Below are 13,757 nucleotides of genomic sequence, written 5' to 3' on the forward strand. Positions count from 1 at the left end.
CGCGGCGGATCCGGCTCCGCGCCCCCGGCGGGCTTTCGCGGCCGCCCGGCCGGGGTCCGGCAGCGGCTCCGCGGGGGGGTCCGTGGCAGGGGAGGCGATGCGGACGCTGCCCGCGGGGCACCCGAGCCTGGCGCTCGGGTTCGCGTCTCCGCCGGGCACGCTGGCGGTGCTGGGACGCGCGGGGGGAGTCCTGGTGCCGCCGGCCGGGCGGGGTCCGGTCACGTTCGGGCGGAACACCGCCGAGGTGACGGTGCCGCTGGGCGAGGACGACCGCCGCGTCAGCCGCCGCCACGGAGCGGTGGAGCGGCACGCGGGCCGGTGGTGGGTGCGGGCCACCGGCAAGGTGCCGCTGCGGCTGCCGCGGTCCCGGCTGCTGTTCGCCGGAGCCGCGCCGGTTCCGCTGCCGCCCGGCTATCTCCCGGTGTACGCGCGCGGTTCGGGGGACCGCGAGCACGTGCTGGAGATCCGGATCGCCGACGGGACGCCGTCGCCGGTCCCTGCCGGGCGGCTGCGGCCGGACGAACGGTTCGTGCTCGCCATGGTGGCGCGGGGATTCCTGCGGCGCGAGGAACGGCCGCGTCCGGTGCCCGTTTCGCTGGCCGCGCATCGGTTGTCCGCGCTCGATCCGGAGGGCGGATGGACCGCGGAGGTCGTGGCGGGGGTGCTGGATTCGGTGCGGTTCCGGTTCCGGCCTGGGGCGCCGGACGACGATCTGGTGGCGGCGCTGGTATCGGCGGCGGTGCTCGTGCCGCCGGATCTGGCGTTGCTGTCGCCTGCGTTGCCGCCGGCGGGACAGGAGGGATGGATGCCGTCTACGTGGGGGAGTTAGGCGGTTCGGAACGGACGGAAGAAGTCGCGGAGTTCCCGCGCGTACAGCTCAGGCTCCTCGAACGGCGCGAAGTGCCCGCCGCGCTCCGGTTCGGTGATGCGGACGGTATTGGCCATCCGGTCGAGCCACGCGCGCGGCGCGCGGGCGAGGTCGGCCGGGAACAGCGAGAAACCGGACGGCACTTCGACCCGCCGGGCGTGCTGTTCCGGCGGGATCGCGGCGTTGGCCCGGTACATCCGCATGGCCGAGCCGATGGTGCCGGTGAGCCAGTAGATCGTGACGTTGGTGAGGATCTCGTCCTTCGTGAAGGCGCGTTCGACGTCGCCGCCGCAGTCGCTCCACGCACGGAGTTTCTCCACGATCCACGCGGCCAGCCCGGCGGGCGAATCGGTGAGGCCGACGGCGGCGGTCTGCGGTTTGGTGCGGTGCATCCCGGCATACGCGCCCTCGGCGGCGCCCCAGGCCGTGGCGTCCTGGAGCCAGCTGCGTTCCTCGGGCGTCAGATCGTCCGGGACGAACGCGGGCAGTCCGGCGTCCATCCGGTGCACGGCCACGACCCGGTCCGGGTGGTCGAGGGCGAGGAAACGGCTGACGCTGCTGCCGATGTCGCCGCCCGCCGCGGCGAAGCGGGCGTAGCCGAGGACCGTCATCAGTTCGGCCCACAGCCCGGCGACCGCGACGGAATCGGGTGCGGGACCGGTCGGGCGGTCGGAATACCCGTAGCCGGGCATGTCCGGGACGATGACGTCGAACGCGTCGGCCGGGTCGCCGCCGTGGGCGCCGGGGTCGGCGAGCAACGGGATGACTTTCGAGTACCGCCAGAACGAATCCGGCCAGCCGTGGGTCAGCACGAGCGGCAGCGCCGGACCGTTCGGCGCGACCGCGCGAGCGTGCACGAAGTGGATCCGCGACCCGCCGAGCCGGACCCGGTAGCGCGGCAGTCGCGCGAGCGCGGACTCCTGCTTCGTCCAGTCGAACTCGTCCGCCCAGTAGGCGATCAGTTCGCGCAGGTAACCGACGTCGGCGCCGAGCGCCCAGCCGTCTTCCGGCGCGTCCGGCCAGCGGGTGGCGCGCAGCCGGGCGCGCAGGTCGGCGAGCTGCGCGGGATCGGTTTCGGGGACGAACAATTCCGGGCGGTCGGCCATGCCCGCGAGCCTACGTGACCTTGGCCGCACTCCGTCGCCGCGGTTTTGTCGGCGGTTCTGGGTAGGGTCGGAATGGCCCGAGGGGAGAGGAGCAGCCCGATGACGACGGTTCCCGAAGTGCGCACCCGCGTGCGGATCCCGCTGCGGTTCGGCGAAGGTCCCGCGGTCGGTTCCGAGGCGGTCACGTTCGCCGGACTGTCCGACGGGCTCGAACATGTTGCCTTCGTGCTGGGAAAACCCGGTCCGGTGCCGTTGGTGCGGCTGCATTCGGAGTGCCTCACCGGCGACGTCTTCCACTCCGCGCGCTGCGATTGCGGACCGCAGCTGGCGGAGGCCGTCGCGCGGATTTCCGAGGTCGGCGGGTACGTGCTGTACCTGCGCCAGGAAGGTCGCGGAATCGGGCTGTACAACAAGCTCGACGCGTATGCGCTGCAGGATTCCGGACTGGACACCTATGCGGCGAATGCCGCGCTCGGCCTGCCTGAAGACGCGCGCGACTACACCGCCGCCGCGCAAATGCTCACCGTGCTCGGCGTCCAGCAGCTGGATCTGCTCACGAACAACCCGGACAAGGTGGCTCAGCTGGCGCGGCACGGCATCGACGTGCGCGAGCAGGTCCGCACCGGGGTTTTCGCGAACGAGAACAACGTCCGGTATCTGCGGGCGAAAGCCGAGCAGACTGGGCACACGCTCGCGTTGCCGTTCGAGGACTGGCCGGCTAGTTCGGCAGTGTGAGGGCGGAGACCCGGGTGAGGCCGGCGTCGCCCGGTCGCCAGTCCAGGGTGCGGACCGCTAAGTACCGGACTGGTCGGGTGAGGGCGACGGAAGCGGTGCGTTTCCGGTCGGGGCGGGCGGCTTCGGTGTAGGTGATGCCGTCAGTGCTGGTCTCGATGACGGTGGCGGGTACGCGTCCGGCCGTCCAGGAGAGTTCGACGGTCGCGACCTCCAGCGGCGCGCCGAGGTCTGTCACCATCCGGCCGCCCGGGCCGGGCTGCCACGCTGTCTCCGGGTCGTCGTCGACGGCGGCGTCCGGGCTGGTCATCCCGGGCGGCAGCGGTTCGGCCGGGAAAGTCGCGGCTCCGAGGGCGTGGTCGTTCAGCGGATAGGGCCGGGTTTCGGCGAAGACGACAGGCACGGTGTGGCCTGGTGGCAGCGTGACGGTGCGCGGACGGCCGCCCGTCGGCGTCACGGTTACGACCGCCGGGAGGAGTCCGGGCGGCGCGGTCAGATCGACCCGGCTGGCATCGTGCACTGCCGCGGTCAGGCCGGGCGGCACGGCACTGCCGGACTTGCCGCGCACGGTGAAGCGAGGCGGTTCGATCCGGCCTTCACCGGGGGCCAGCTCGAAGCTGAACAAGCTGCCGGACGTGGTGACTGTTTGCGTGCCTCGGTACAGCAGCAGCGCGGTGCGATCCTGGGGCAGGGAAGCAGTTCCGGTCGCGGCGGTGCCGGAAAGGTTTGCCAGCACGAGGAAATCGTCCGTGACACTCGCGTGGATGCCCGCGGCGGTGGCGCGAGCACGCTGGGTGAGCGTCGGCAGATCCGCGCGGCCGGCGTAGAGCTCGGCCGCGAACGGCGCGGGCGGACCGGCGGACAGCGTGACGTGGTCGTTCGTGACGGTGAGCGGATTCGGGCTGGTGACGACGATCCCGGCCCGGCCGTCGATGTCCAGCCAGCCGCCGGTGCTGTGCAGCGCGGGTGCCGGGTAGGTCGCGATCGAGGTCCAGGCGGCGCCGTCGGGCGAGGTTTCGATTCGGTACTTCCGTCCGGCGGCGGCCTCCCAGCTCAGGCGGACGCGATCGAACCGACGTGTCGCGCCGAGATCGACGGCCAGCCAGCTGTCCGCTCGCGGGCGGTCCGATGTGGACACTGCCCAGCGGGTGGCGGAATCGCCGTCGGTGGCGTACTTCGCCTCCTTGCCCGGCGTGGCCGAGGACGCGGACGCGGTTCCGGTCCGGGCGAGGTCGGGTCCGTCGCCGTCGTGGACTTCGAATGACCAGAGCGAGTAGCCGTACTGCGGATCCGGCTGCACGCCAAGCATCCGCACGTACCGCGCGGTCACCGCGGGGAAGGCCAGGTCGTCCGTGCGGTCGCCGGTTGAGCCGGATGGCGCCGAGAGCGTCACCGAACCCTCGGCGGTGGTGTAGGTGCGGTCGCCGTCGAGACCGGGAACGCCTGGCATAGTCAGGTTGTAGACGTTCAGCACGCCTTCGTCCGGCGCGACGCCAGTGCTGGCGTAGACCGCGGTGCCGGTGGGTAGCGTGGCGAGCGCGGCGTATCCGGTGTCGAACCGCAGGACGCCGACGGTGCCGTCGAATCCGTCGCGGATCTTGCGGTACGTCGTGGCGTGGCGTTCGCGAACCGCGATGTTCGTGGCGGGCAGCAGCATCGGGTTGGCGCCGCCGAGGACGAACAGCCAGTCGTCGTGGTTCGGCTGCCAGGCGAATTTCACGAAGCCGGGTTTGGTGACGGTCGCCGCCCACGCAGCGGGGGAGCGGTGGGCCAGCAGTCCCGGTCCGAAGCCGAAGTCGGCGGCGCGAGCGGCGTGGGCGTCGAATTCCTCCTTGCGCACCGCGCTGATCGGGCCTCCGTGCTCGGCGCGCCATTCGTGCAGCAGATAGCTGATGGCGAGTTCGGCGCGGGCTTCGGGTTCGTACTTCGGTTCGCCGGAGAACTTCGTGATCCGGTCGACCGGCGGGTATGCCTGGTACGGCTCCAGCCGCGCGGCCAGCTGCGCTTCCGCGCAGGCGGCGTGACGGTCGCCGAGCACCTGCGCGCGGAAGGCCAGCGGGATGACGTCCCGGCCGTAGAGGTGTTCGCGGTCGGCGACCATCGGCATCAGCGGTTCGCCCGCGTCGCTGGTCATCAGGAGCATGGTGCGCCACAGCAGTTCGCCGTTCGGCTGCGCGGTGAGCACCTCGGGCAGCGGGACGCCGGCGGTGAGGAAATGCATCGCGTTGCGGCCGGAGGTGCGCCAGAGTTCTTCCTGGTAGTGCGGGCCGAACGAGCCGTGGTTCTCGACGAGGAACGTGTCGTACAGGTTGGTCGCGGTGTTGTCGCTGATCGGTTTTCCGTCGACGAGCCGGGGATTCGCCAGATCCGCGGCGGGCAGGCCGCCTTCGTTGCGGCTCCAGGAACCGAAGGCGGCGCGCCATTCCGCGGCGCGCGGATCGTTCGGAGCCCAGGCGAGCGCGGGGGCGAGCGACTGCGCGTAGACGCCCATCTCCTCGAGCTTCGTGTCGCCGACGTAGCCGCCGCGCAGGCCGTTGGGCGTCCAGTCGCCGGAGGCCGGGTCGTTGCCGGTGCCGAGACTGGTCGTGTAGGCGGCCTGTTCGGTCGCGATGCGTTCGACGTTCCGCTGCGTCGCGGCGTCCAGCTCTGTCCACAAGAGACGCGCGGCGAGCTGGAAGTAGGACTGGAAAGTGGTGTCGAAGAACAGTGTCCGGCCCCATTCGGCGCCGCCGGTGAGCCGGTTGGAGGCGGCGAAGTGCTTGATGGTGGCGAGGGTGTGCGCGCGGAGGGTTTCGCGGTCGACCCCGGCGACGGCGGCGTCGTAACCGTCGCGGGTCAGCAGCAACGCGTTGCCGAGGACGACCGCGAAGGTGAAGTCGCGGGCGGGGTAGATCCCGGCGGCGGGGTCGAACTGTTGCTCGGCCCAGCGGGTGTGCCGGAGGAGGACTCGCAGGTAGGTCGCGGCGACGGGATCCGGCGCGGGCCGGGTCGCCGCTCGGGCGACCCCTGTTCCGGAGGCCAGGAGGACCGCGGCTCCCGCACCGGCGAGACCGAGCGCTTGCCGCCGGGTGAACCCGTCCATCCCGCGTCCTCCCGTGGTGACAACCTTGTCAGCGCGGATTCTGTGCGGCGGCTCGGCGGCGGGGCAACCCTCCCGGACGATTCCGTCCGGTTTCGGACAACGGCGGACCAAATTGTATAACGCCCTATACGTTTCGCCGGGGGAGCGCTGCTCCGGATCGCCTCCCCCCGCCGCGAACCGCCGGGACCGGCGTGTTGAGATGACAACGTGATCATCGGCTTCGGCGGCTTCCTGCTGCTCGTGTTGGCGGGGGTCGGAGCCGGACTGACCGGCGCGACCGCGGGCCTGGCGTCGCTGGTGTCGTACCCGGCGCTGCTCGCCGCCGGGCTTCCGCCGGTGATCGCGAACATGACCAACACGGTGGCGATGCTGGGCACGACAGCCGGAGCCGCGGTCGGCGCGCGTCCGGAACTGAAGGGCCAGGGCCGCCGGCTGCTGCCGTTGTGCCTGATCACCACGACGGGCGGGGCGTGCGGCGGGCTCGTGCTGCTGGTCAGTTCGCCGGACGCGTTCACCGTCGTCGTGCCGTGGCTGATCGGCGGCGCGTCGGTGGTGCTGATGGCCGGTCCGCGGCTGCGGCGGATGGCCGAGCACCAGGAACACCGCGGAATCGGCCCCCTCACCGGGATCGCCGCCTTCCTGGTCGGCGTGTACGGCGGGTACTTCGGGGCCGCGGCCGGGGTGCTGATGCTCGCGCTGCTGACGACGGTGTGGAGCCAGGCGCTGGCCCGCACGAACGCGGCGAAGAACATCGCCACCGGCACCGCGAATCTGATCGCCGCGCTGGTCTTCGCCTTCACCGGCAAGGTCTTCTGGCCCGCGGCGATCGCGGTGTGCCTGGGCTCAGTGGCGGGCTCGTGGCTGGGCTCGGTGCTGGTGCGCTACCTGCCTGCCACGCCGCTGCGGGTGGCGATCGGCTTGGGAGGGCTTTGCCTGGCGGTGGTTTTGGGATGGCAGGCTTACTCGGGCTGATCCTGGTCGCTGCCGTCGAGATGCGCTGGTCACCGAACGGAGTCAGCCGCCAGCCCGTGCGTCTCCCTCTTCCAGCAGTTTCGGCGTGGCAAACCTCTTCAGGCTGACGCGGGGCGGCACATGCGGGCATAGTCGGCGGGGTACCCGAGCAGGAGGACAGATGAGCATTGTCGGCACCCGGGTGGTGCGCGTCGAAGACGAGAAGCTGATCACCGCGGGCGGAACGTACGTCGACGACCTCAAGGAAGAAGCGCTGGCCGGCGCCGTGCACGCGGTCTTCGTGCGCAGCCCGATCGCGCACGCGCGGATCGTCGGCATCGACGTGGAGGAAGCACGCACCGCGCCGGGCGTGGTCGGCGTGTACACCGCGGCCGATCTCGATCTCGAACCGGGCAAGGCGGGGCCGGTCGCGGAGCCGTTCTTGGCGAAGGACGTCGTGCGGTACGTCGGCGAGCCGGTGGCGCTGGTGCTCGCGGAGGAGCGGTACCAGCTCGCCGACGCGGCCGAACTGGTCGATGTGGACTACGACCCGCTGGATGCGGTCGCGGACTTCGACACCGCGCTCGCCGACGAGACGCTGGTGTTTCCGGACCACGGCACCAACGTGGTCCACACGCACGGTGCGGAGGAGTTCGACGACTCCGTGTTCGAGGACTGCGAAGTCGTCGTCACCGAGGAGATCCTCAACCAGCGCGTGGCCCCGGCCCCGGTCGAGCCGCGCGGGGCGTCCGTCGCGTGGGGCGACGACGGCCGGGTCACGCTGTGGCTTTCCACGCAGAACGCGCAGATCGGCCGCAGCATCGTGGCCGGCGCGCTCGGTATCGGCGAGGACCTGGTGCGGGTGATCGCGCCGGACGTCGGCGGCGGGTTCGGCGCGAAGATCGGCGCGGATCCGGAAGCGGTGCTGCTCGCCTGGGCGGCGAAGCGCGCCGGGCGTGCGGTGCGATGGGCGGAGTCGCGCAGCGAGAATCTCACCGCGATGACGCACGGCCGCGCGCAGCGCAACACCGTGACCATCGGCGGCAAGCGCGACGGAACCGTGCTGGCGTACCGGCTCGACGTCCTCCAGGACGCCGGCGCGTACCCGCGTGCGCTGTTCCTGCCGACGCTCACCGAGCTGATGGCCCCGGGCGTCTACCGGTTCCCGGTGGTGCAGACGCGCAGCCGCGGCGTGGTCACCACGACCACGCCGATCGCCGCCTACCGCGGTGCAGGCCGTCCCGAGGCGACCGCGGCCGTCGAGCGCGCGATCGACCTGTTCGCCGCGGAAATCGGCATGGACCCGGCGGACGTCCGGCGGGTGAACTTCATCCGTCCGGAAGAATTCCCTTACCAGACGCCGACTGGCGGCTCCTACGACACCGGCGAGTACGCCGCGGCCCTCGACAAGGTGCTCGAGGCCGCGGGATACGCGCGGCTGCGCGAGGAACAGAAGAAGCGCCGCGAGGCCGGGGACCCGGTGGCGCTCGGGCTCGGCATCGCGGCCTACGTGGAGATCACCGGCGGCGACGCGGGCGGCGAGAGCGGCCGGGTCGACGTGCACCCGGACGGTTCGGTCACCGCGTGGACCGGCAGTTCCCCGCACGGGCAGGGGCTCGGGACGTCGCTCGCGATGCTGCTGTCGGACCAGCTGAGCGTGCCGATGGACAAGATCACCGTGCGGCACGGCGACACCGACGAGGTCCCGCGCGCGATCGGCACGTTCGGTTCGCGCTCGCTGCAGCTCGGCGGCTCGGCGATCCGGCGGGCGGCCGAGGAGGTCGTGGCACAGGCGCGCCAGGTCGCGGCGGACCTGCTCGAGGCCGCGCCGGACGACCTGGAGCTGGACGTGGAACGCGGCGTGTGGCAGGTCCGCGGCGCGCCGTCCAGCACGACGCTCGACTGGGCCCGCGTCGCCGCCGAGGCGGAGGGGTTCACCGCGGACGTCTGGTTCGGCGACGGCGCGCCGACGTTCCCGTTCGGCGCGCACCTCGCGGTCGTCGAGGTGGACACCGAAACCGGCAAGGTGCGGGTGCTCCGGCTGGTCGCGCTCGACGACGCCGGTCCGATCGTGAACCCGCTGACCTTCCGCGGCCAGCGGCACGGCGGGCTCGGCCAGGGCATCGCGCAGGCGCTGCTGGAGGTGATGAGCTACGACGCGGACGGCAACCCGACCACGGCGACGCTGGCCGACTACTCGTTCGTCACCGCGCCCGAGCTGCCCGATTTCGAACTGGTGGACATGGAAACGCCGACGACCCGGAACCTGCTGGGGGTCAAGGGGATCGGCGAGGCGGCGACCATCGGGTCGACGCCCGCGGTGCACAACGCGGTGGTGGACGCGCTCGCCCACCTCGGCGTGCGGCACCTGGACATGCCGACCACCCCGCTGCGGGTGTGGACGGCCCTGAACGACGCTAGGAAGGCGAACTGACGTGCGGGTCTCGATCGAGGTGAACGGGAAGACGATCGCCGGGGAGGTGCCCGACCGCACCCTGCTCGTGCACTACCTGCGGGACACCGCGGGCCTCACCGGCACGAACATCGGCTGCGACACCACGTCCTGCGGGGCGTGCACGGTGCTGCTCGACGGCGAATCGGTGAAATCCTGCACGGTGCTGGCCGCGCAGGCGGACGGGCACGAAGTGACCACTGTGGAGGGTCTGGCCTCCGGATCAGGCACAGAGGGCCTGCACCCGGTGCAGCGCGCGTTTCGCGAGCAGCACGGCCTGCAGTGCGGGTTCTGCACGCCCGGCATGATGATGGCGACGGTGTCGTTGCTGAAGGAAAACCCGAAGCCGACGCGCGACGAGGCCCGCGCCGCGCTGGAGGGCAACCTCTGCCGCTGCACCGGCTACCACAACATCGTGAGCGCCGTGATCGACGCGTCCGGGCAGGAGGTGGCGCAGTGATCCCGGCCGGATTCGCCTACCGGCGAGCGTCCACTGTGGACGAAGCGCTGGCCTTGCTCGCCGAGCACGGCGAGGACGCGAAGCTGCTCGCGGGCGGGCATTCGCTGCTGCCGCTGATGAAACTCCGGTTCGCCGCGCCGGAGGTCGTGGTGGACATCGCGCCGCTGCGGGAGCTGAAGTTCGTCCGGACCGAGGGCGACGAGGTGGTGATCGGGGCGCTGTCCCGGTACCACGACCTCGAACGCGACCCCGTCCTCGCCGAGCACGCGCCGCTGATCGCGCACGTGTCCGGTTCCGTCGGCGACCCGCAGGTGCGCCATCGCGGGACGATCGGCGGCTCGCTGGTGCACGCCGATTCGGCGGCCGATCTGCCCGCGGCCGTGCTCGCGGCGGACGGCACGCTCGTCGCGCGCGGACCGGACGGGGAGCGGCGGATCCCCGCCGCGGAGTTCTTCCTCGGTCCGTTCACGACGCCGCTGGAGCCGGACGAACTGCTCACCGAGATCCGGCTGCCGAGCCAGGCCGGGCTGGGCTGGGGCTTCGAGAAGTTCACCCGCCGCGCCATCGACTGGGCGATCGTCGGCGTCGCGGTGGTCGGACGCTCGGTCGGCCTGATCAACATGGGCGGCACGCCGCTGCGGGCGTCGGCCACCGAACGCGCGCTGGCCGACGGAGCCACCGCGGCGGAGGCGGCGAAACTGGCCGCGGAGGGCACTTCGCCCCCGGAAGAACCGCACGCCACGGCCGAGTACCGGCGTCACCTCGCCCGGGTCCTCACCGGACGCGCGCTGTCCGCGGCGGGCATCGCCTAGCTGTCCGTGAAGGACTCCTTGGGGGAATCAGATTCCCGCAAGGAGTCCTTCACGGGCTGTCCGGGACCGGAAAGCGACGGCCGATTTCCGCCAGCGGGGTGCGGGCGACGGTGGCCAGACTGAGCGGTGTGAACACGACTTTTCCTCCGCACACCGCGATCGAGCCCGGCATTCTCTACTTCGGCACCCCGGTGGTGCTGCTCTCGACGTCCAATGAGGACGGTTCGGCCAACCTGGCCCCGATGTCGTCGGCATTCTGGCTCGGCTGGCGCGCGATGCTCGGACTCGGCGCGCGGTCGAAGACCACGCTCAACCTGCTGCGCACGCGGGAATGCGTGCTGAACCTCCCGTCGTCGGCGATGGCCGCCGCGGTGGACCGGCTGGCGCTGACCACCGGCTCCGATCCGGTGCCGCCGCGCAAGCAGGAGCGCGGCTACTTCCACGTCGCGGACAAATTCGGCCGCGCGGGGCTCACGCCGGTCCCGTCGGAGACCATCGCGCCGCCCCGGGTCGCCGAATGCCCGGTCGCGATGGAAGCGGTGCTCGAGTCCGTGCACCCGTTCGCCGAGGACGACGAGGCGCAGCGCGGCGGGATCGTCGGGCTGGAAGTGCGCGTGCAGCGGGTGTTCGTGCACGACGACATCCGGATGCCGGGCGCCGACGACCGCATCGACCCGGACGCGTGGCGGCCGCTGATCATGAGCTTCCAGAAGCTGTACGGGCTCGGGCCGCAGGTGCACGAATCGACCCTGGCGCGCATCCCGGAGCGGATGTACCGCTCGCCGGACATCGAACGGGCGCGCGGCGTCTCCTGACGCCGTCCAGTCCACTGTGGAGCAACGAACCGGCGAAACGATGGCGAAGAACAGGAGAACAACTCGGTAAAACCGGGCAGGACAACGGGCCGCCGCGATCCGCGGCGGCCCGTTGTCGGCTTTCTCGCACCCGGGAATTTCCGCCGCCTCCGGGCCGCGCGTCAAGCGCCGCGCGCGGCGAAACCGCAGGTCGTGTCTCTTCGGACACGGCCCTCGGTACATTGGGGCAGCCGTCCCCGTGGTGATCACCCGCCCCTGCCGGGCTGATAGTCTTTCCCCGTTGCGAATCCCAGGCACGGCAAGGCAATTCGGCGTCGCTCGCCCGAGCGCCGAGGCGGCCGTGCCCGACCCGGCTGTGGGAAGGATGCCCTCGGGATGGCGGACAGGTTCGAGTTCGTTCTCGACGTCGTCGAAGCTTTGGTGATCGCGGAGGCGACGGGCGGGAACATCCGCCAGTTCCCGCTCCGGATCGGCTCCGTGCCCGCGGAACCGGACCGGTTCGTGCGGGTCGCGAAGATCGTGAACGACGCGATCGAGGAGCGCAGGCTCTCGGTCGGCGACGAGCTGAGCCCGTACGTGCGCACCGCCTTCGAGCTGCTCGCGAAGCCGCGGGTGTCGGTCGCGGTCAGCGGGATCGACGGCCTCGGCGCGGACATCGCGGTGGTCGCGCTCAGCGACGGCAGGCAGGCGCTCGGGATCACCCAGGACGCGAAGACCGACGAACTGCTGTTCTCGCTCTTCGACGACGAGGAGCTCGTCGAGGTGGTCGCCGGGGTGTTGCCCCGCGCCCGCCCGGCCAGCACCGGCGCGCACACCATCCGCCAGGCGGCCGAGCGTGAGGTGTCCGCGATGACCGCGCGCCGCCGGGCCGAGGAGGCCGAGGACGAGGAAGAGACCGACGCGTTCGGGATGATCGAGGTCAGCGGGCGCGTGCAGCCGCGCCGCCCGGACCCGCGGGTCTCCCGTGCCGCGCCCGGAGGGGTCGAGGTGCTCGAACGCGTCCTGGCGCAGCCCCGGCTCGGCGGCGGGCACATCGTCGCGAGCGGGTGGGGCCGGCACGGCGAACGGCGCGGGGGAGCCCCGATCGGCTGGCTCGACACCGCCGACGGCCGCTACCTGATCAAGTCGGCCGTCAGCGAGGCCGGCGACCTGACCGCCGAGTACCTGCCTGCCGGGCACCGCGATCTCGTCCGGGCCGTGCGGCAGGCGGTGTCCGAAGTCTACTGAGCATGTCCCCCGACCCGGCCACAGTTCACGAGGAGAACGAGGTCCCGATGACCGACGAGGCACCGATGGCGATGCAGGCGAGGCTGGCCCCCGTGGCCGCCACGAGGGACCTGCTGCCCGCGCGCCAGCTGAAGACGCTGGCCGAGCGCGGATCGTTCGCGGTGGACGACAGCACCGGCGACAAGATGATCGCCGCGCTCGAAGGCGTGGTCGACGCCCTGCAGGCGCGCTGGAACGCGTTGCAGAAGGTCGGCGAGGTCCCGGCGATGTCGAAGAGCCCGGCCGGGCAGTTCGTCAGCAGGCACATGGCCGAGACCGCGCGCGACGCGCAGGGCCTGCTCACCCAGCTGCAGGCGGCGCGCGACGAGTTCCCGACCTACGTCGAGGCGATCAAGCTCGCGAAGAAGAACTACAAGGAGCGGGAGCACAGCTCGCGGGAGACCTTCGAGCGCATCCACCGCACCGCCGGCGACCAGGGCTGAAGGGGAGACCAGTGGCCGACAAGAAGCAACCGACCGCCGAGTCCGTCTCCGATCCGAGCTCGACGGACTACGACCCGCACAGCGGGCTCTACAACCCGACGCTGGACCCGTCGTCGAAGTACTTCATCGGGCCGGTGCGCCCGGACGACGTGGCCTCGGGCGACCAGCTGCGCGAGGACGCGACGAACAAGGTCGACCTCATGTTCAACGGCTGGCTGTTCCCCAAGGTCCAGGGGAAGCTGCGCGACGAGCTGATCCAGAAGATGTACGAGCGGAACCTGACCGAGTCGAAGCAGCAGCTGGGCAAGGACCTGGAGATGCGCGACCCGGGCGCGGCCCCGCACACCGACTGGAAGAACGCGACGCACGAGCAGATGGTCGACGTCATCACCTCGGACGCGGACCCGGCCGCGGTCGCCGAGTCGTCGGAGGAGTGGGTGCGCATCGGCAACGAGCTGGCGGCGCACCAGAAGAACCTCGGCGACGCGATCAACGCGAGCACCTCGAACTGGAAGGGCGCCGGCGGCGACGCGGCGCGCGTGCACCTCGCCAACGTCGGCAAGTGGCTCGGCACCACCGCGCAGGGAGCGACGCTCACCGGGCGCCAGCAGGAGGTCCACTCGCAGGCGCTCAACGAGACGCAGAAGGCGATGAACGCCAACCCGCCGGTGAAGTTTTCGCCGCAGGAGGCGAACAAAGTCCTGATGACGATCAAGGACCCGGCCGTGTACGCCGTGGCTTACGCCGCGGACATGAAGACCTACAACGAC

General features: G+C 71.5%; 12 protein-coding genes. 10 read left to right on the top strand and 2 right to left on the bottom strand.

Annotation, left to right across the window (positions count from 1 at the left end; translation table 11 throughout):
- The first annotated feature begins 97 nt into the window (after positions 1–97).
- On the top strand, positions 98–829 hold the full coding sequence (locus H5411_RS37330) for an FHA domain-containing protein (protein WP_101440489.1): 732 nt from the start codon (positions 98–100) through the stop codon (positions 827–829).
- Here the strand turns inward: H5411_RS37330 and H5411_RS37335 are convergent.
- Positions 826–1,974: an epoxide hydrolase family protein gene (locus H5411_RS37335; protein ID WP_101440488.1), complete on the bottom strand. Its 1,149-nt coding sequence runs from the start codon at positions 1,972–1,974 to the stop codon at positions 826–828. The genes H5411_RS37330 and H5411_RS37335 overlap by 4 nt on opposite strands.
- A 99-nt stretch (positions 1,975–2,073) precedes the next feature.
- Here H5411_RS37335 and H5411_RS37340 point away from each other — a divergent pair, with 99 nt between their 5' ends.
- Positions 2,074–2,709, top strand: coding sequence for a GTP cyclohydrolase II (locus H5411_RS37340; RefSeq protein WP_101440487.1), 636 nt, complete (start codon positions 2,074–2,076; stop codon positions 2,707–2,709).
- Here the strand turns inward: H5411_RS37340 and H5411_RS37345 are convergent.
- Positions 2,693–5,788, bottom strand: coding sequence for a discoidin domain-containing protein (locus H5411_RS37345; protein WP_101440486.1), 3,096 nt, complete (start codon positions 5,786–5,788; stop codon positions 2,693–2,695). The two genes, H5411_RS37340 and H5411_RS37345, sit on opposite strands and share 17 nt — an antisense overlap.
- Before the next feature lie 207 nt (positions 5,789–5,995).
- Here H5411_RS37345 and H5411_RS37350 point away from each other — a divergent pair, with 207 nt between their 5' ends.
- From H5411_RS37350 to H5411_RS37385, 8 genes are all read left to right on the top strand, one after another.
- Positions 5,996–6,760 carry a sulfite exporter TauE/SafE family protein gene (locus tag H5411_RS37350; RefSeq protein ID WP_101440485.1) on the top strand — a complete coding sequence of 255 codons (765 nt, stop codon included), beginning with the start codon at positions 5,996–5,998 and terminating at the stop codon, positions 6,758–6,760.
- A 160-nt stretch (positions 6,761–6,920) separates the two neighbouring features.
- Positions 6,921–9,173, top strand: a complete 2,253-nt coding sequence (locus tag H5411_RS37355; RefSeq protein WP_183126513.1) for a xanthine dehydrogenase family protein molybdopterin-binding subunit — start codon at positions 6,921–6,923, stop codon at positions 9,171–9,173.
- 1 nt (position 9,174) lies between these two features.
- The gene (locus tag H5411_RS37360) at positions 9,175–9,651 is read left to right on the top strand and encodes a (2Fe-2S)-binding protein (RefSeq protein WP_101440483.1); all 477 of its coding nucleotides are present in this window, start codon (positions 9,175–9,177) and stop codon (positions 9,649–9,651) included.
- The gene (locus H5411_RS37365; RefSeq protein ID WP_101440482.1) at positions 9,648–10,463 is read left to right on the top strand and encodes an FAD binding domain-containing protein; all 816 of its coding nucleotides are present in this window, start codon (positions 9,648–9,650) and stop codon (positions 10,461–10,463) included. Before H5411_RS37360 ends, H5411_RS37365 begins: the two co-directional genes overlap by 4 nt.
- A 128-nt stretch (positions 10,464–10,591) precedes the next feature.
- A complete protein-coding gene (locus H5411_RS37370; RefSeq protein WP_101440481.1) occupies positions 10,592–11,278 on the top strand; it encodes a flavin reductase family protein in 687 nt (228 codons plus the stop codon).
- A gap of 375 nt (positions 11,279–11,653) precedes the next feature.
- Complete coding sequence (locus H5411_RS37375) at positions 11,654–12,505, top strand: ESX secretion-associated protein EspG (RefSeq protein ID WP_101440480.1); 852 nt, start codon at positions 11,654–11,656, stop codon at positions 12,503–12,505.
- A gap of 2 nt (positions 12,506–12,507) precedes the next feature.
- Positions 12,508–12,987 (top strand): hypothetical protein, encoded by a 480-nt coding sequence (locus H5411_RS37380; protein WP_244194905.1) that lies wholly within the window; start codon positions 12,508–12,510, stop codon positions 12,985–12,987.
- Between the two features lie 11 nt (positions 12,988–12,998).
- On the top strand, positions 12,999–13,757 hold a 759-nt coding region (locus H5411_RS37385), incomplete at its 3' end, for a PPE domain-containing protein (protein WP_416333242.1).

The sequence above is a fragment of the Amycolatopsis echigonensis genome (genome assembly GCF_014174495.1).
Classification (GTDB): domain Bacteria; phylum Actinomycetota; class Actinomycetes; order Mycobacteriales; family Pseudonocardiaceae; genus Amycolatopsis; species Amycolatopsis echigonensis.

Coding starts and splice junctions, on each gene's coding strand:
- H5411_RS37375 (WP_101440480.1), top strand. CDS start 11,654: ATGGCGGACAGGTTCGAGTTCGTTCTCGACGTCGTCGAAGCTTTGGTG.
- H5411_RS37330 (WP_101440489.1), top strand. CDS start 98: ATGCGGACGCTGCCCGCGGGGCACCCGAGCCTGGCGCTCGGGTTCGCG.
- H5411_RS37340 (WP_101440487.1), top strand. CDS start 2,074: ATGACGACGGTTCCCGAAGTGCGCACCCGCGTGCGGATCCCGCTGCGG.
- H5411_RS37380 (WP_244194905.1), top strand. CDS start 12,508: ATGTCCCCCGACCCGGCCACAGTTCACGAGGAGAACGAGGTCCCGATG.
- H5411_RS37345 (WP_101440486.1), bottom strand. CDS start 5,788: ATGGACGGGTTCACCCGGCGGCAAGCGCTCGGTCTCGCCGGTGCGGGA.
- H5411_RS37335 (WP_101440488.1), bottom strand. CDS start 1,974: ATGGCCGACCGCCCGGAATTGTTCGTCCCCGAAACCGATCCCGCGCAG.
- H5411_RS37355 (WP_183126513.1), top strand. CDS start 6,921: ATGAGCATTGTCGGCACCCGGGTGGTGCGCGTCGAAGACGAGAAGCTG.